Origin of the sequence: Bacillus cereus group sp. RP43 (assembly GCF_040459645.1) — a bacterium.
GTDB classification, from domain to species: domain Bacteria; phylum Bacillota; class Bacilli; order Bacillales; family Bacillaceae_G; genus Bacillus_A; species Bacillus_A mycoides_C.
Window position 1 is genome coordinate 1,468,207 of sequence record NZ_JARVHQ010000001.1, and the last position, 18,495, is coordinate 1,486,701.

Sequence of the window (18,495 nt, forward strand, 5' to 3'; positions counted from 1 at the left end):
AGATAAGAACGGCATGAGGAACATGCCGTTCTTTATGTTACATAGGGGGATCGTACATGAAAAATAGTAAAGTGATTAAACTACAAGATCGTGTACCAAAATTAAAGAATCAAAAGAAAAAGAATAAGAAACCTGTTAATCATAGGTTGATTTTATACATATCGATTTTATTTTTATTAGTACTCTTTTTAATTTATTTTCGGTCTCCGCTTAGTAATATAAAAAAGATAAGTGTGTTTGGAAATCATTATATGACAGATGAACAAGTTATGAAGGAATCAGGTGTGACATATGATACGAGTTATTTCCGAGTAACAGCACATAAAGCAGAAGAAAACTTAACGAAACGAAAAGAAATTAAAGCGGTAAATGTAAAAAAACGTTTCCCAAACAAAATTGATGTTCATATCGAAGAATATTTAACAATTGGCTATATAAACAAAGATGGGAAATTACAACCGTTATTAGAAAATGGGAAAACACTCGATGTACTTCCGAATGGAAAACTTCCAGTTGCAGCACCAATTTTTGAACCGTTTAAAGAGGAAAAAATGAAGGAATTAATTGCAGAACTAGAAAAATTAACGCCGACTATTTTAAGGTCTATTTCTGAAATTCGTTATACACCAACGAACGCAAATGAAGATCATCTTACTTTATATATGAATGAAGGATATGAAGTGAGCACCACTATTCAAAATTTCGCAAAGCGAATGGAAGCTTATCCACTTATTTTAAAAACAATTGAACCTGGCAAGAAGGTTTTAATTGACTTAGAAGTGGGTGCATATACGAAGGAACTAGGTGCTGAAGAAAAGAAAGAATAGAATGATAGTTTTTACTGCGTCATTACGTATGAAATAAAACAAACGTTCTTTTATATGGATGCTAATTTGCAAGAATGCTTAATTTGATGAAAAAAATGTAAATTTTCTTAGATTCATACTAGGATTGGTACAAGTTTCACTTTTCTACAAGTACATCTTAGTGTAGACTTATACTTGGCGGTAATCTTTACACTTGAAATATAATTATTTCAAGATAAAGCAGTTATTCACAGGTTACTGCGATATTCTTAAATGAATGTTAAATAAAAATAAGAAAAATATAGGGTTAAAAAAGGGAAACGTATAAAGACGTTGAATATTTTTCTTATAAATAGTAAAGTTGCGATTGTTGTTCCATATATTGAGTTGTATGGTATAAATAAAGAAGGAGGTGCCAAAGAATGAACAGCAATGAAATATATGTTAGTCTTGACATCGGTACATCCAATGTTAAAGTCATCATTGGTGAAATGGTTAATGATAGCTTAAACATTATTGGTGTTGGAAACGTAAAATCAAATGGTTTGAAGAAGGGATCGATAGTTGATATAGATGAAACTGTTCGATCAATTAAAAAAGCAATTGAACAGGCTGAGCGCATGGTGGGTATCCACATTGAGCAAGTTGTAGTAGGTGTCAATGCAAACCAGGTACAGTTGCTCCCGTGTCACGGAGTAGTTGCTGTTTCAAATGAAGATCGTGAAATCGGGAATGAAGATGTCTTACGCGTTCTAGATGCAGCGCAAGTTGTGTCAATTGCTCCTGAACGTGAATTTATTGATGTGGTACCTCGACAGTTCATTGTAGACGGTCTTGACGAGATTAACGATCCACGCGGGATGATCGGTGTAAGATTAGAAATGGAAGGTACACTTATTACAGGCTCGAGAACTTTACTACATAACCTACTTCGTTGTGTAGAAAAAGCAGGTCTTGAAATTGTTGATATTTGTCTGCAACCTTTAGCGGCAGCGACAGTTGCGTTATCTTCGGATGAAAGACATAGAGGGGTAGCCCTTGTTGATATGGGTGGAGGATCTACAACCTTATCTATTTTTAAAGATGGAGAGTTGCAAGCAACGAGCGTATTGCCATTAGGTGGAGATCATATAACGAAGGATATAGCGATTGGGCTGAAAACTTCAACAGAAAATGCAGATCAAATTAAGCTGAAATATGGACATGCTTTTTATGATACAGCATCTGAAGAAGAGATGTTCACGGTTCCTATTATGGGAAGCGATCAAACAGAACAATATTCTCAGTTGGAATTATCGGATATAATAGAGGCTCGTGTAGAGGAAATTTTAATGTTTGTTCAAGATGAAGTGCGTAAGTTAGGAGTAAAGCAAGTAGCTTCTGGATATGTACTAACTGGTGGAATAGCTTCTATGCCAGGTATTCTTGATCTTGCATACGATATTTTACATGAAAATGTTCGTATAGCAACTCCTGATTATATTGGTGTGCGTGAGCCTCAATATACAAGTGGAGTTGGATTAATTAAACATTCTTATCAAAAAGCTAAATTACGTGGGAAAAATGTGCAGGAAAAGCAAGAACATTTTGAAACAGTACCAGCACCAATGCCGGTACAACAGCAACCTGCGAAACAAAAAACTCGTAATCAAAACAATACTAATCAAAATGATGACCGCATGATGTCAAAAGTAAAACGTGTATTCCGTTATTTATGGGATTAAAATTGGACACGAAAAATGAGGTTCTAGGGGGATTTCGACATGTTAGAGTTTGATACTACTCAAGATCAATTAGCGAATATAAAAGTTATCGGTGTCGGCGGTGGCGGAAACAATGCTGTAAACCGTATGATTGAACACGGTGTACAAGGTGTAGACTTTATCGCTGTGAATACTGATGCACAAGCATTAAATCTATCAAAAGCTGAAACGAAAATGCAAATTGGTGGAAAATTAACGCGTGGACTTGGTGCAGGCGCAAACCCTGAAGTAGGGAAAAAAGCTGCAGAAGAAAGTAAAGAACAGATTCAAGAAGCGCTTCGTGGCGCGGATATGGTCTTCGTAACTGCTGGTATGGGCGGCGGAACTGGAACTGGTGCAGCTCCAGTTGTTGCTCAAGTTGCAAAAGAACTAGGCGCGTTAACAGTTGGTGTTGTAACACGTCCATTTACATTTGAAGGGCGTAAACGTGCAACTCAAGCTGCATCTGGTATTGCGTCATTTAAAGAAAATGTAGATACACTTATTGTAATTCCAAATGATCGCTTATTAGAGATTGTTGATAAAAATACGCCAATGTTAGAAGCGTTCCGTGAAGCAGATAACGTATTACGTCAAGGTGTTCAAGGTATTTCTGATTTAATTGCTACACCAGGTCTAATTAACTTAGACTTTGCAGACGTAAAAACAATTATGTCTAATAGAGGTTCTGCTTTAATGGGTATCGGTTCTGGTAATGGTGAAAACCGTGCTGCCGAAGCTGCGAAAAAAGCGATTTCTAGTCCATTACTAGAAACATCTATTGATGGAGCTCAAGGTGTTATTATGAACATTACGGGCGGCGCAAACTTAAGTTTATATGAAGTACAAGAAGCAGCAGATATTGTAGCTTCAGCTTCGGATCCAGAAGTAAATATGATCTTCGGTTCTGTTATTAATGAAGGATTAAAAGATGATATAGTTGTCACTGTAATTGCAACTGGTTTTGATGATAGTGCTTCGACGCAGCCACCAAAACCAATTATCCGTCCGACTGCGAATCACACGCAACAGCAACAACAGCCAGTAGCTCAACCTTCAAAACAACGTGAAGTTAAGCGTGAAATGAAACGTGAAGAGCCGGTTGTGCATGATCGTCATACAGATTCAGATGACATCGATATTCCAGCATTCTTACGTAACCGTCGTAGACGATAAAAGAAAAGGAGCTTTCATGCTCCTTTTTTTGTTGTCTAAATGGAAAAGATCTGCTAAGCAGATCTTTTTTTATTTTGCATATGGAGAGTCCAGTCCTACTTTTAAGCGATAAGCTGTGATAGATAAAATGAAACTTTAATTAGTCGGGGGTGTTCATCCAAAAATGATGGTTAGCCCGACGCCCACTTAACTTCTGTACTTTTTTATAACTGAATTTTGAAGAGGGGTCTTACTGCCCGCAAATAGCAAGATAAACTTTGTATATGTATAATTCAATTATTATGTATATAAGTAAGGGATTTATATTATTCTATGAAAAATACACTTTTATTTTTTACCGACAGATTATGTCTAGAAATCACAAAATAACAAAAAAACCCCTCCACCAATTGACACACTTTCCTATTGGATATGCATTATACTAGTCTCAACTTAAAAAAAGAGGTGAATTGTTTGGTTGTTTACGCCGACATTGTTTGGTTGTTAAACGCCTGCATTGATTTTCTTTTACTTTTATTAACAGCCACCGTGTTAAAAAAGAGAATCAAAAGATGGAGGCTTGTGTTAGGGGCATTTATAGGTTCAACTATTGTTATTTTCGCCTTTACGCCTTTTGCTTCTATGATGACACATCCAATTATGAAACTATTGTACTCGTTACTTATTGTGTATACAGCATTTGGGTTTTCGACATTTAGAAATTATACACAAACTGTTTTTACTTTCTATTTTGTAACCTTTATGGTTGGTGGAGGATTAATTGGAACGCATTACTTTTTGCAAACGAACGAAATGGTAAATGGATTAGTTCAATCTAAATCAGTTTCTTACGGCGATCCAATTAGTTGGTTGTTTGTTATTTTTGGTTTTCCAGTAATTTATTATTTTTCTAAAAAGCGTATAGAAAGCGTAGAGGTCACAAAGATACACTATGATCAAATCGTGAAAGTGAAAATTCAATTAGCTGGAGAGGAACTAGAATTAGCAGGTCTAATTGATAGTGGGAACCAACTTTATGACCCGTTAACGAAAACACCCGTTATGATTATGCATATTTCATCATTAGAACATTGTTTGCCAGCTTGGTTAACAGAACAAATTTATTCCAAAACAGAAATTCCTCAAATACCAGAAAATGATTCTGGATGGGCGACGAAACTACGTTTAATTCCTTTCCGAGCAGTAGGAGTAGAGAACCAATTTTTATGGGCAATTAAGCCAGATTGTGTGCGAGTTTATCATGAAGGTAGTTCGGTTGTTGTAAACAAAGTACTGATTGGATTAAATACACAGCAATTATCTACCAATGGAGAGTATCAATGCATTGTACATCCGAAAATGTTGATTTCGCAAAAGATGGTAATTGCTTAATTATGAGAGGCGGGATAATATGGTGAAATTTAAATTTTATTTGGTATACCTTTGGTATAAAGTATTGCTGAAATTAGGAATTAAGACCGATGAAATTTATTATATTGGCGGAAGTGAAGCGTTGCCACCGCCGTTAACGAAAGAAGAAGAGGCAGTTCTTTTAAATAAATTACCAAATGGAGATCAAGCTGCGAGGTCGATGCTTATTGAACGTAACCTACGGCTTGTTGTATATATAGCAAGAAAATTTGAAAATACAGGGATCAATATTGAGGATTTGATTAGTATAGGAACAATTGGTCTTATTAAGGCAGTGAACACATTTAATCCAGAAAAGAAAATTAAATTAGCAACATATGCATCTCGTTGTATAGAAAATGAAATTTTAATGCATTTGCGTCGAAATAATAAAAATCGTTCGGAAGTTTCTTTTGATGAACCGCTTAACATTGATTGGGACGGAAATGAACTGTTATTATCAGATGTTTTAGGTACAGATGATGACATTATTACAAAAGATTTAGAAGCTACTGTAGATCGTCATCTTTTAATGAAAGCATTGCATCAATTAAACGATCGTGAGAAACAAATTATGGAGCTTCGGTTTGGACTCGCTGGTGGCGAAGAGAAGACACAAAAAGATGTGGCTGATATGCTTGGAATTTCACAGTCTTATATTTCTCGTTTGGAAAAAAGAATTATAAAAAGATTACGAAAAGAATTTAATAAAATGGTGTGAAGAATAAGACCAGTCGGTATCTAGACTGGTCTTATTCTCTTTTTGTGCATTAGGAAATATGATGTTTGTGAAAAACGATGGGAAAACCGTATGCATAAAATCCCCTTCAAAGGAAATACTTTACACTGTACAGCAACTCCCGATAGGAGGGAACACTTTGACGAGAAACAAAGTAGAAATTTGCGGTGTTGATACAGCTAAACTTCCAGTACTAAAAAATGAAGAGATGCGTAAATTATTTCGTGAAATGCAAAGTGGAGAGATAAGCGCCAGAGAGAAATTAGTGAATGGAAACTTACGTCTTGTACTGAGCGTCATCCAAAGATTTAATAACAGAGGAGAATATGTTGATGATTTATTTCAAGTTGGTTGCATTGGACTTATGAAATCCATTGATAACTTTGATTTAGGCCAAAATGTAAAATTTTCAACGTATGCTGTGCCGATGATTATTGGGGAAATACGCAGATATTTGCGTGATAACAATCCAATTCGCGTATCTCGCTCATTACGAGATATTGCGTATAAAGCGTTGCAAGTAAGAGAAAAATTGATTGCTGAAAATTCAAAAGAACCAACAGCAATGGATATTGCCAAAGTTCTTGAAGTGACACATGAAGAAATTGTTTTTGCGTTAGATGCTATTCAAGACCCAGTTTCATTATTTGAACCGATTTATAATGATGGAGGAGATCCTATCTTTGTTATGGATCAGTTAAGCGATGAAAAACAAAAGGACGAGCAGTGGGTTGAAGAACTAGCGTTGAAAGAAGGGATGAAGCGTTTAAATGATCGTGAGAAAATGATTATTCGAAAACGGTTCTTCCAAGGAAAGACACAGATGGAAGTTGCCGAAGAAATTGGGATTTCTCAAGCACAAGTATCACGTTTGGAGAAGTCTGCTATTAAGCAAATGAATAAGACGATTCAAGGATAAGGTCCTCACCAGTTATGGTGAGGCCTTTTTTATATATAATATTTTGCGCTCATAGTAGAGTGGGTAGGGTCATATAATGAAAATAAAATGGATGTTCTATTAGTAGCGGTTATATACTGTTTATTCGCTTCAAAATTCGGCTGAAGTAAAAAGTTAGATGGAAGCGGGACTGCCCGTAAAAATCCGATTAGCATGGATTAATAATCAGTAGGGATGGGGAAAATCCCACTGATTAAGGTTTCACTTTATTTGAGAGCGTAATTACGATTCATGATATAAGGGAGAGGATGAATATGATACGAATTTCGGAGTTTCAAATGAAGGATGTTGTAAATATTTCAGATGGAAAAAGGCTTGGGAATATTGGAGATATTGATTTTGATATAGACACAGGGAAGATTAGGGCAGTTATTATTTCCAAGCAGACACGTATGCTAGGACTCTTTGGAAAGGAAGTAGAATTTGTGATTCCTTGGGAGCAAATTATGAAAATTGGGGAAGATGTCATACTTGTCAGAGTAGATAATATTAATTCTGTAACAGAATCAATACAAACACCGACAATTTCATAAAGAATATTACAAATTCCTCTTTTTTTTCAGTTGTCATTATGAAAAAATAAAAGTATGGTAAAATAGACAGGAAGTACCATGCTTTTTTACGTTATTTTAATTAAAAGGAGCCGCTTTATGAGAGAACCATTTAAATATGTGGACGGTATACTGTATTTACAAGCGTGGAAAGAACTTGGAAACATTACTGTTGGATTTACGACAAAAGATGGTGGAGTAAGTACAGGCTCCTTTCATGCGATGAATTTAGGATTACATGTGAATGATATCGTGGAGAATGTTCATGAAAACAGACGCATTTTAGCGAATAAGTTACAAAAACCATTAGAAAAATGGATTTGCTCTGAACAAGTTCATGACCATCATGTTGAGAAAGTAGGACTGCAAGAAAAAGGAAAAGGCGTTTATTCATATGAAGATGGTATTCCAAAAACGGATGGCATTTATACGACTAACAAAGATGTTCTCTTAACATCTTGTTACGCTGATTGTGTTCCGCTCTATTTTTATGCACCATCACATGATATGATAGGACTTGCGCATGCTGGATGGAAAGGGACTGTAACAGAGATTGCGAAAGAAATGATTCAAAAGTGGAATGCAGAAGGTGTTTCAAGTGATGAAATTTATGTCGCAATTGGTCCTGCAATCGGATCGTGTTGTTATGTTGTTGATGATCGTGTATTAACAGCAGCACAGCAAGTAGTAAACGGATCTGTTCCTCATAAAATAATTTCTGATGGTCAGTATGCAATTAATTTAAAAGAAGTTAATCGTATATTATGTGTACAAGCAGGTATAAAAGAAGAACATATTGTAATGTCATCTCTTTGTACAAGCTGTGAAGAACAATTATTTTTCTCTCATCGTCGTGATCAAGGTAAGACGGGGAGAATGTTGAGTTTCATAGGTTTTAAGGAGGAGTGAAGCAAGTGACAGTGCAAGGGAATTTAGCAGATGTAAACGAAGCACTTAAAGAATCTTGTGCACGAGCTGGACGTTCGATGAAAGATATTAAGCTCGTTGCAGTTACAAAAACTGTAGGAATTGAAAAAACAAATGAAGTAATTGAAGCTGGAATTATTGATTTAGGTGAAAATAGAAATGAAGGTTTCTTGCAAAAATATGAGCATTTCGGTTCAAAAGTGAATTGGCATTTTATTGGATCATTGCAAACGAGAAAAGTAAAAGAAATCATTAATGAGATTGATTATTTACATTCATTAGATCGTCTCTCGCTTGCAAAAGAAATTCAAAAACGTGCTGATAAGAAAGTTAAATGCTTTATTCAAGTGAAAACGTCATCTGAAGAATCAAAGCAAGGATTGGCGATAGAAGAAACAATTTCTTTTATTCAAAGTTTGCAAGAATTAGATAAGGTTGAAGTGGTAGGATTAATGACAATGGCTCCGTTTACAGGAGAAGAGGAAGAGATTCGTCGCTGCTTTAAGGAATTGCGTATGCTACAAACAGAGGTGCAGGAGCTAGAATTATTACATGCACCATGTAAAGAATTATCAATGGGAATGTCAAATGATTACACGATTGCAATTGAGGAAGGCGCTACATATATTCGTTTGGGAACGGTTTTAGTAGGAAAAGCGTAAGAGGAAGGAGAAAGTTATTATGAGTTGGTCAAAAGTAAAATACTTCTTTTTTGACACACCGGAAGAAAAAGAAGCAGCTCAATATAGTTATGAAAAGGAGCAAACAGACATGAAAAAGCAACAAGATCCCCCGGAACAACAAGATGTTTCGTTTGCGAAAGTGCAACCGAAGCAAAATGTAGTGAGTATTGAAACAGCGAAGCAATCTTCAAAAGTTGTTTTACTAGAACCACGCACATATTCGGAAGCGCAAGGCATTTCGGATCACTTAAAAGGTAGACGAGCTGTTGTAATTAATTTGCAAAGAATGTCTACAGATCAAGCTGTACGTATCGTTGACTTTTTAAGTGGTACTGTATACGCTATAGGCGGGGATATTCAAAAAATAGGCCCGAAAACATTTATGTGTACACCTGAAAATGTTGATATCGTTGGTGCGATTTCAGAGTTATTCGGTGAAGAAGAAGAGACCAATATAAAGAGGTGGTAATACGCCATGACAACAATTTTAACAGTGTTAGTTACTGCTATCGAGATTTACTCGTGGGCACTAATTATTTACATTCTCCTATCATGGTTTCCTGGCGCGAAGGAATCAGCTTTTGGAGATTTTCTTGCGCGTATTTGTGAACCGTATTTAGAGCCGTTTAGGAGGTTTATTCCACCATTTGGTATGATTGATATTTCTCCACTTGTTGCTATTATTGCCTTGAAACTTGCTAGAGGTGGTTTAGTGAGTTTATTCAACTATTTTTTATAGTGTGAGGTTAAATACATGAGCATTTACGAGCATTTTAGACCTGATGAAGAGGTCTTTGTGGATAAAGTATTAGAGTGGAAGCAGGCTGCTGAGTACCATCAAGTCAAGTTAACAGATTTTCTTGATCCAAGACAGCAACAAATTGTTTCTATGGTAATAGGACAAGGAGATGTAGCTGTACAGTTTGATGGTGCGATGCCTGAATCCGAACGAAAAAGAGCACTAATTTATCCAGACTATCTAGAATTAAATGAAGAGGAATTTCAAGTAGAAGTATTAGAAATTGACTATCCTTCCAAGTTTTTTACGCTAGAACATAGGCAAATATTAGGTGCATTCATGTCGCTTGGTTTAACAAGGGAAAAATGTGGTGATATTTTGCTTCAAGAAGATCGTGCCCAAATTGCAGTTGCCAAAGAAGTTGTATCGTATATTGAAATGAACTTACAATCAATAGGGAAAATGAAAGTCACACTCTCCCCTATACAAGTAGAGCAAATATTGCAGGTAAGTGAAAAATGGGGAGAAAAATCTGGGACTGTTTCGTCACTGCGTCTAGATGTTTTATTAGCTGAAATGCTACATATATCTAGGCAGAAAATACAACCTCTCATAAAAAATGGCCTAGTAAAAGTCAATTGGAAAACAATAGAGCAAACTTCATATGAATGTTTTCCTGGGGATGTTTTCTCGGTTAGAGGGTATGGACGAAGTAAATTATTTTCTGTAGAAGGTAAAACGAAGCGCGACAAATGGAGAGTTTTGTATGGTATACTAAAATGATTGGTTTTTTAGAAGGAAATTCTCTTATTTTGTCGAAGAAAAGATATAATTGAAAGAGGAAATTTAGATAACTACTTGGAGGTGGCGTTGTGCCGTTAACACCATTAGATATTCATAACAAAGAATTTGGTCGCGGATTTCGTGGCTACGATGAAGATCAAGTAAATGAGTTTCTTGATCAAATCATCAAAGATTATGAATTAGTCATTCGTGAGAAAAAAGCTTTAGAAGAAAAGGTTGCACAATTAGAAGGAAAGTTAGATCATTTTTCTAATATTGAAGATACGCTGAACAAATCTATCATTGTCGCACAAGAAGCTGCTGAAGAAGTGAAGCGTAATGCACAAAAAGAAGCAAAATTAATTGTACGTGAAGCAGAAAAAAATGCAGATCGTATCATTAACGAAGCATTAGTGAAATCAAGAAAAGTTGCTTTTGATATTGAAGAGTTGAAGAAACAAGCGAAAGTATTCCGAACTCGTTTCCGTATGTTATTAGAAACACAACTTGAAATGTTAAACAACGATGATTGGGATAAACTAATTGAGTTAGAAGACGAAGTGGACGAGCTGTTGAAAAAAGAAGAAACAGTGTAAGCTTGACGTTTTTCTCATTATTACATATAATTTTAAACAACATATTTATTAAGAAAAACGAAGATAGGGATAAGTACCTTTTTCATACCTTATATAGCGAACTGAGGATGGTGTAAGCTCAGGATAAGGAGATAATGGGAATATCACCCTGGAGTTCCGCGCTGAACAAATAGAGTAAGCGTAGGCGTATATTCGCGTTAAGAATATAAAGAGGATTGTATACATACGTATAGGATCTACTAGGGTGGTACCGCGGGAGACTTTCTCGTCCCTTTTTGGGATGAGAAGGTCTCTTTTTTATTCCGTTTTTTAAGTGTTTCTTTTATACATGTAAGGAGGAATTGAGCATGGAGTACAAAAATACATTACTAATGCCAAAAACAGAGTTCCCAATGCGTGGGAATTTACCGAAACGTGAGCCTGCAATGCAAGAACAGTGGGCTGAAATGAATATTTATGAAAAGGTACAAGAACACACGAAAGGTCGTCCTTTATTTGTACTACATGATGGACCTCCATATGCGAATGGTGACATTCATATGGGACATGCATTAAATAAAGTATTAAAGGACTTTATTGTTCGCTATAAATCAATGACTGGATACTGTGCACCATATGTACCAGGTTGGGATACACACGGTTTACCGATTGAACAAGCTTTAACTAATAAAGGTGTAAAACGTAAAGAAATGACGGTTGCTGAGTTCCGTAAGTTATGCGCAGAGTATGCATATGAGCAAGTAGAACGTCAACGTGAACAGTTTAAGCGTTTAGGTGTACGTGCAGATTGGGATAATCCATATATTACTTTAGAGCCAGCTTATGAAGCACAACAAATTAAAGTGTTTGGTGACATGGCGAAAAAAGGTTATATCTATAAAGGACAGAAACCAGTTTACTGGTCTCCAACGAGTGAATCAGCTTTAGCAGAAGCTGAAATTGAATACCAAGATAAAAAATCAGCATCTATTTACGTGGCATTCCCTGTAAAAGACGGAAAGAACGTATTAGAAGGTGATGAGAAGTTCATTATTTGGACAACAACACCTTGGACGTTACCTGCTAACTTAGGTATTTCTGTTCATCCAGAACTTGAATATGCTATTGTGAAAGTAAATGATGAGAAATATATTATTGCTTCTGAACTATTTGAGACAGTTGCAAAAACGTTAGAATGGGAAAATACTGAAGTTGTGAAAACGGTAAAAGGTAGCGAACTGGAGTATACAGTTGCAAAACATCCATTCTACGATCGTGACTCATTAGTTATGCTAGGGGAGCACGTTACAACAGATGCTGGTACAGGTTGTGTACATACAGCACCTGGACACGGGGAAGACGATTTCCTTGTTGGTAAGAAATATGGTTTAGAAGTTCTTTGTCCAGTTGATGATAAAGGTGTATTAACAAATGAAGCACCTGGATTTGAAGGACTATTCTATGATAAAGCTAATAAACCAATTACGGAAAAGTTAGAAGAAGTAGGTGCGTTACTAAAATTAACATTTATTACGCATTCATACCCACATGATTGGAGAACGAAAAAACCAATCATTTTCCGTGCAACAGCACAGTGGTTTGCATCTATTGAAGCATTCCGTAAAGAATTATTACAAGCTGTTGAAGAAACGAAATGGGTGCCAGCATGGGGTGAGACTCGTCTTCATAATATGGTTCGTGACCGTGGTGATTGGTGTATTTCTCGTCAACGTGCATGGGGTGTACCAATTCCTGTATTCTATGCAGAGAATGGTGATCCAATTATTACAGATGAAACAATTAGCAATGTAGCAGATTTATTCCGTGAACACGGTTCTAACGTATGGTTCGAGCGTGAAGCGAAAGATCTATTACCAGAAGGATTTACACATCCAGGTAGCCCAAATGGTGAATTCCGTAAAGAAACAGACATTATGGATGTATGGTTTGATTCAGGTTCTTCTCACCAAGCGGTATTAGAAGAGCGTGATGATTTACAACGTCCAGCAGATTTATATTTAGAAGGATCTGACCAATATCGTGGTTGGTTTAACTCTTCATTATCAACAGCAGTTGCTGTAACAGGTAAAGCACCGTATAAAGGTGTTCTAAGCCACGGTTTCGTACTAGATGGTGACGGACGTAAAATGAGTAAGTCGATTGGAAACATCGTCGTACCGAAGAAAATTATGGATCAATTAGGCGGAGATATTTTACGCTTATGGGTTTCTTCTGTTGACTATCAATCTGATGTACGTATTTCAGATGATATTTTAAAACAAGTAGCAGAAGTATATCGTAAAATCCGTAATACATTCCGTTTCTTATTAGGAAACTTAGATGACTTTAATCCAAGTGAAAATACAGTGGCGGCAGCTGAGCTTCGTGAAGTGGACCGTTACATGTTAGTAAAATTAAATGACTTAATTACAAAAGTAAAAGAAGCATATGAAGCATATGACTTTGCGGCAGTATATCACGCAATCCATAACTTCTGTACAATTGATTTAAGCTCATTCTATTTAGACTTTGCGAAAGACATTTTATACATTGAAGGTGCAAATCATCACGATCGCCGCGCAATTCAAACAGTATTATATGATGTTCTTGTTGCATTAACAAAACTTGTAACACCAATCTTACCTCATACAGCTGATGAAGTATGGCCTTATGTCCCTGGTGCAGAAGAAGAAAGCGTCCAGTTAACTAATATGCCAGAAGTTGTAGAAGTAGATGGTGCTGAAGCGTTAAAAACAAAATGGGATGCATTTATGACGTTACGTGATGACGTATTAAAAGCTTTAGAAGTCGCTCGTAATGAAAAAGTAATTGGTAAGTCATTAAATGCAAGTATTACACTATATCCGACTGCAGAAATGAAAGCTATGTTAGAGTCTATTAGTGAAGACTTAAAGCAACTATTTATCGTTTCTGAGTATAAACTTGGTGGTATGATGGAAGAAGCACCAAAAGAAGCGCCTAAGTATGAGCATACAGCGGTTGTTGTAGCTCAGGCAACGGGTGACACATGTGAACGTTGTTGGGTTGTTTCAGAAACAATTGGTAAAGATGCGGAACATGAAACATTATGTGAGCGTTGTGCAACAGTTGTTAAAGAAAACTATGTAAAATAATGAAAAAACTGACTGCTCATAATAGCAGTCAGTTTTTTGTTGATGATATATCGAAATAACTTTCACTCTCTTTCCTATGAAGGAAAAATGTGTGTGAGGTAAGCATGGAAATTTCGGACACACTAATTGTACATTGCAGCTGGGAGGAATGTACACGTGAATGAAATTTATATGGAAATAAAAGAAGAATTGCAATTGATGAGAAAAGAGTTGCAAGATAGACTGGCTAAAGAAGTAATGCACACATACTATATGGAATTTGGGCAAGAACTTGGATACGAAATAAAGGAAGAGACAAAGAAAAAATTGCTATTACATGATATAAAAGAGGATTTAAAAGATGTAGAACGTGCATTGTTTAAAATGGAAATAGATATGTACGGTATTTGTGAAGAAACTGGAAGAGCGATTCCAACAAAACAAATGAAAACAATGCCGACTGCTCGTACTATTCATGAATTTTTCTATGAAAAGGTAAATGTATGAATACGCACAACGATATTATGTTACCTTTTTTTAATTTATTTTATTCTTCCACAAAGGTTCATTGTGAAAAGGTAGCAGCTATGCTAAAATTTTGAGGTACACTGTCTTTGTGGGGGAAATGAAAATGATATATTATGTAATAGCGTTATTTGTCATTGCCATCGATCAAATATCGAAATGGCTAATTGTAAAGAACATGGAATTGGGTACGAGCATTCCGATTATCGATAATGTATTATACATAACATCACATCGAAATAGAGGAGCTGCCTGGGGTATTTTAGAAAATAAAATGTGGTTTTTCTACATTATTACAGTCATTTTCGTAGTATTTATCGTATTTTATATGAAAAAATATGCGAAAACGGACAAGCTTCTAGGTATTTCATTAGGTCTAATTTTAGGCGGAGCAATTGGCAATTTTATTGATCGTGTATTTAGACAAGAAGTAGTGGATTTCATTCACGTGTATATTTTCTCGTACAACTATCCAGTATTCAATATAGCTGACTCAGCATTATGTATTGGAGTTGTATTAATTATTATTCAAACAGTATTAGAAGGAAAGAAAACGAAGGAGTAATTGAATGAGTGAAGTAGTACAAGTAACAGTTGCAGAAGAACAAAAAAGCGAGCGAATTGATAAATTCGTTGCAGAAATAAACAGTGAATGGTCACGTTCACAAGTACAGCAATGGATTAAAGATGCTGTTGTGACAGTAAATGGGAAATCAGTTAAAGTGAATTACAAAGTAAAAGAAAATGATGAAATTACAGTAACAATTCCCGATCCAGAAGAGTTAGATATTCAACCGGAAGATATGAATTTAGAAGTTTATTATGAAGATGCCGATGTACTAGTTGTAAATAAGCCGCGTGGAATGGTAGTACATCCAGCACCAGGGCATACGAAGGGTACGCTTGTAAACGGACTTATGCATCATTGTACAGACCTATCAGGTATTAACGGTGTAATGCGTCCTGGTATAGTACACCGTATTGATAAGGATACATCTGGATTATTAATGGTTGCTAAAAATGATATGGCGCACGAATCACTTGTAAATCAACTTGTAGCAAAAACGGTAACAAGACGCTATAAAGCGATTGTACATGGTGTAATTCCACATGATAAAGGAACAATTGATGCTCCAATTGGTCGTGATAAAAAAGAACGTCAAAGTATGACTGTTGATGAAAATGGTAAGAATGCAGTTACGCATTTCCAAGTGTTAGAGCGATTTAAAGATTTCACACTTGTAGAATGTCGCTTAGAAACGGGACGTACACACCAAATTCGTGTTCATATGAAATATATTGGTTATCCACTTGCAGGGGATCCAAAGTATGGTCCGAAGAAAACATTAGATATGAATGGACAAGCACTTCATGCAGGGATTTTAGGTTTCGATCACCCTCGTACTGGTGAATATATTGAGTTTGAGGCACCGATTCCAGAAGTGTTTGAAGAAGCGCTAAATATTTTACGGAAATAGTATTGACAAATCATAAGAAAACTGAGATACTGACAACAGTTAAATAATGATCCTTTAACACAGCCCCGTGAGGTTGAGAAGGTAACGGTTTGAAATACTTAGGGTATGTTGTACCCTTTTTTCAAAAGTCCTCTCGCACACGCTGAGAGGACTTTTTTTATACCATTACTCTCACGCAAGAAAAAAAGCTTGGAGGTGTAGAGCATGCAAGAGAAAGCTGTCGTTTTAGATGACCAAATGATTCGCCGCGCTTTAACACGAATTAGTCATGAAATCGTGGAACGAAATAAAGGTGTCGATAATTGTGTTCTTGTCGGAATAAAAACACGTGGAATTTTTATTGCACAACGTTTGGCAGAACGAATTGGTCAAATTGAAGGAAAAGAGATGGAAGTAGGAGAGTTAGATATTACGTTATATCGTGATGATTTAACACTACAATCGAAACATAAAGAACCACTTGTAAAAGGTTCTGATATTCCTGTAGATATTACGAAGAAAAAAGTTATCCTTGTGGATGATGTGTTATATACAGGAAGAACAGTTCGAGCAGCAATGGATGCTCTTATGGATTTAGGTAGACCATCACAAATCCAATTGGCTGTTCTTGTTGATAGAGGTCATCGTGAATTACCAATTCGCGCTGATTATGTAGGAAAGAACATTCCAACATCTAGTGAAGAGCGTATCGAAGTTGATTTGCAAGAGACAGATCAACAAGATCGAGTAAGCATATACGATAAGTAAAGCCCTTTTAAATGTAGTCCTGTGAGGCTGCCAAAGGGTCTTGGCTTTCATATGTCAAATTTGGCATACGAAAGTATAGGACTCTTTGTGCACAGGCACAAAGAGTTTTTTTATTGCAAAGATTATAACTGAAGGAGGATGTAACAATGGAACAAAAGCCAGTGTTAGACATTCATGAAGTACCGAAACCGGGAAAATGGTTATTATTAAGTATACAACATTTGTTCGCGATGTTTGGATCAACAGTGCTTGTTCCGTTTTTAACAGGACTGAATCCATCAGTAGCTTTAATATCAAGTGGATTAGGAACGCTAGCGTTTCTTCTTATAACGAAAGGTCAAGTACCAGCATATTTAGGATCATCATTCGCCTTTATTGCACCAATTATTACAGCAAAAACAGCAGGTGGACCTGGAGCAGCGATGCTTGGTGGAATGCTTGCGGGACTTGTGTACATCTTAATCTCACTCGGAATTAAGAAATCGGGGTCAGAGTGGATAATGAAATTACTTCCGCCAATCGTAGTTGGACCAGTTGTAATGGTAATCGGTTTAGCTTTAGCACATACAGCGGTGAACATGGCGATGAACGGTGCGGATGGTAAGTATAGCATTACACACTTTTTAGTAGCATTAGTAACATTAGCAATTACAATCATTTGCTCCATATTCGGAAGAGGATTTTTCAGTATCATACCAGTTCTACTTGGAATCATCGGCGGGTATATATTCGCTTACTTCCAAGGGCTAGTAGACTTAAAGCCGGTAGCTGAGGCAAAATGGTTTGTTGTACCAGATTTCACTGTACCGTTTGTAACATACACTCCGGAGTTCTCGTGGAAGATTGTACTTTTAATGGTACCAGTTGCACTAGTAACAATTTCAGAACATATCGGACATCAAATTGTACTTGGAAATGTTATTAAAAGAGATTTAATTGAAAAACCAGGCTTACACCGTTCGATATTCGGTGATGGGATAGCAACATTAATCGCATCACTAATAGGTGGACCACCGAATACAACGTACGGTGAAAACATCGGTGTGCTAGCAATTACGAGAGCATACAGTGTATACTTATTCATCGGTTCAGCAGTATTCGCAATCATGTTTGGATTTATCGGGAAGATTTCAGCACTGATTCATTCGATTCCAACACCGGTTATGGGTGGTGTATCAATCTTACTATTCGGTGTAATCGCATCAAGCGGTTTACGTATGATGGTAGATGATAAAACAGACTTAAGCGACAAACGAAACTTAATGATTGCATCAGTAATACTAGTAATCGGTATTGGTGGAGCAGTACTTCACGTAGGAGAATCGTTCCAAGTAGAAGGAATGGCACTAGCAGCAATTGTAGGCGTACTGTTAAATCTACTACTGCCGGAAACGAAACAAATAAAACAATCTAAGCAGATTGCTTCATAATAATAACCTTTTAATTCAGTCCTGTGAGACCGGAAAGGGTGGCTTCTTCCTTGCACCCTGGTCTCACACGACTAGGGTATTTTTATGCAATAGTTGTTATAAAAATGCAAAAGTGGTAACATAAAAATCAGAAA

General features: G+C 36.3%; 19 protein-coding genes and 1 other annotated feature. All 19 genes read left to right on the plus strand.

Annotation, left to right across the window (positions count from 1 at the left end; translation table 11 throughout):
• The first annotated feature begins 56 nt into the window (after nucleotides 1-56).
• Nucleotides 57-827 (plus strand): cell division protein DivIB, encoded by a 771-nt coding sequence (divIB, locus tag QCI75_RS07815; RefSeq protein WP_002111435.1) that lies wholly within the window; start codon nucleotides 57-59, stop codon nucleotides 825-827.
• Nucleotides 828-1,228: 401 nt separating this feature from the next.
• Nucleotides 1,229-2,530 carry a cell division protein FtsA gene (gene ftsA / locus QCI75_RS07820; RefSeq protein WP_144503893.1) on the plus strand — a complete coding sequence of 434 codons (1,302 nt, stop codon included), beginning with the start codon at nucleotides 1,229-1,231 and terminating at the stop codon, nucleotides 2,528-2,530.
• A gap of 39 nt (nucleotides 2,531-2,569) precedes the next feature.
• Nucleotides 2,570-3,724, plus strand: a complete 1,155-nt coding sequence (ftsZ, locus tag QCI75_RS07825; protein ID WP_002014730.1) for a cell division protein FtsZ — start codon at nucleotides 2,570-2,572, stop codon at nucleotides 3,722-3,724.
• Nucleotides 3,725-4,177: 453 nt separating this feature from the next.
• The gene (spoIIGA, locus tag QCI75_RS07830; RefSeq protein ID WP_199672413.1) at nucleotides 4,178-5,095 is read left to right on the plus strand and encodes a sigma-E processing peptidase SpoIIGA; all 918 of its coding nucleotides are present in this window, start codon (nucleotides 4,178-4,180) and stop codon (nucleotides 5,093-5,095) included.
• Between the two features lie 19 nt (nucleotides 5,096-5,114).
• Nucleotides 5,115-5,834 (plus strand): RNA polymerase sporulation sigma factor SigE, encoded by a 720-nt coding sequence (gene sigE / locus QCI75_RS07835; protein ID WP_002128857.1) that lies wholly within the window; start codon nucleotides 5,115-5,117, stop codon nucleotides 5,832-5,834.
• 157 nt (nucleotides 5,835-5,991) lie between these two features.
• Nucleotides 5,992-6,771: an RNA polymerase sporulation sigma factor SigG gene (sigG, locus tag QCI75_RS07840; RefSeq protein WP_000197755.1), complete on the plus strand. Its 780-nt coding sequence runs from the start codon at nucleotides 5,992-5,994 to the stop codon at nucleotides 6,769-6,771.
• 293 nt (nucleotides 6,772-7,064) lie between these two features.
• On the plus strand, nucleotides 7,065-7,343 hold the full coding sequence (locus tag QCI75_RS07845; RefSeq protein ID WP_070144631.1) for a YlmC/YmxH family sporulation protein: 279 nt from the start codon (nucleotides 7,065-7,067) through the stop codon (nucleotides 7,341-7,343).
• Nucleotides 7,344-7,460: 117 nt separating this feature from the next.
• Nucleotides 7,461-8,270 carry a peptidoglycan editing factor PgeF gene (gene pgeF, locus QCI75_RS07850; protein WP_098777373.1) on the plus strand — a complete coding sequence of 270 codons (810 nt, stop codon included), beginning with the start codon at nucleotides 7,461-7,463 and terminating at the stop codon, nucleotides 8,268-8,270.
• A gap of 5 nt (nucleotides 8,271-8,275) precedes the next feature.
• On the plus strand, nucleotides 8,276-8,950 hold the full coding sequence (locus tag QCI75_RS07855; RefSeq protein WP_144503961.1) for a YggS family pyridoxal phosphate-dependent enzyme: 675 nt from the start codon (nucleotides 8,276-8,278) through the stop codon (nucleotides 8,948-8,950).
• Between the two features lie 19 nt (nucleotides 8,951-8,969).
• Complete coding sequence (locus tag QCI75_RS07860) at nucleotides 8,970-9,440, plus strand: cell division protein SepF (protein ID WP_098777371.1); 471 nt, start codon at nucleotides 8,970-8,972, stop codon at nucleotides 9,438-9,440.
• 6 nt (nucleotides 9,441-9,446) lie between these two features.
• A complete protein-coding gene (locus QCI75_RS07865) occupies nucleotides 9,447-9,710 on the plus strand; it encodes a YggT family protein (protein WP_002121879.1) in 264 nt (87 codons plus the stop codon).
• Nucleotides 9,711-9,725: 15 nt separating this feature from the next.
• Nucleotides 9,726-10,493 (plus strand): YlmH family RNA-binding protein, encoded by a 768-nt coding sequence (locus QCI75_RS07870; RefSeq protein ID WP_144503889.1) that lies wholly within the window; start codon nucleotides 9,726-9,728, stop codon nucleotides 10,491-10,493.
• 89 nt (nucleotides 10,494-10,582) lie between these two features.
• The gene (divIVA, locus tag QCI75_RS07875) at nucleotides 10,583-11,089 is read left to right on the plus strand and encodes a septum site-determining protein DivIVA (protein WP_001131609.1); all 507 of its coding nucleotides are present in this window, start codon (nucleotides 10,583-10,585) and stop codon (nucleotides 11,087-11,089) included.
• Nucleotides 11,090-11,140: 51 nt separating this feature from the next.
• Nucleotides 11,141-11,365: a binding site (T-box leader), on the plus strand.
• A 71-nt stretch (nucleotides 11,366-11,436) separates the two neighbouring features.
• Nucleotides 11,437-14,202: an isoleucine--tRNA ligase gene (gene ileS2, locus QCI75_RS07880; protein WP_353760195.1), complete on the plus strand. Its 2,766-nt coding sequence runs from the start codon at nucleotides 11,437-11,439 to the stop codon at nucleotides 14,200-14,202.
• Nucleotides 14,203-14,358: 156 nt separating this feature from the next.
• Nucleotides 14,359-14,688, plus strand: coding sequence for a TraR/DksA C4-type zinc finger protein (locus QCI75_RS07885; RefSeq protein ID WP_002111422.1), 330 nt, complete (start codon nucleotides 14,359-14,361; stop codon nucleotides 14,686-14,688).
• 124 nt (nucleotides 14,689-14,812) lie between these two features.
• Nucleotides 14,813-15,271 (plus strand): lipoprotein signal peptidase LspA, encoded by a 459-nt coding sequence (lspA, locus tag QCI75_RS07890; protein WP_002111421.1) that lies wholly within the window; start codon nucleotides 14,813-14,815, stop codon nucleotides 15,269-15,271.
• A gap of 4 nt (nucleotides 15,272-15,275) precedes the next feature.
• On the plus strand, nucleotides 15,276-16,184 hold the full coding sequence (locus QCI75_RS07895) for an RluA family pseudouridine synthase (RefSeq protein WP_098777368.1): 909 nt from the start codon (nucleotides 15,276-15,278) through the stop codon (nucleotides 16,182-16,184).
• Nucleotides 16,185-16,388: 204 nt separating this feature from the next.
• Nucleotides 16,389-16,931 (plus strand): bifunctional pyrimidine operon transcriptional regulator/uracil phosphoribosyltransferase, encoded by a 543-nt coding sequence (pyrR, locus tag QCI75_RS07900; RefSeq protein ID WP_001156489.1) that lies wholly within the window; start codon nucleotides 16,389-16,391, stop codon nucleotides 16,929-16,931.
• A gap of 146 nt (nucleotides 16,932-17,077) precedes the next feature.
• Nucleotides 17,078-18,361: a uracil permease gene (uraA, locus tag QCI75_RS07905; RefSeq protein ID WP_353760196.1), complete on the plus strand. Its 1,284-nt coding sequence runs from the start codon at nucleotides 17,078-17,080 to the stop codon at nucleotides 18,359-18,361.
• Nucleotides 18,362-18,495: the final 134 nt, after the last annotated feature.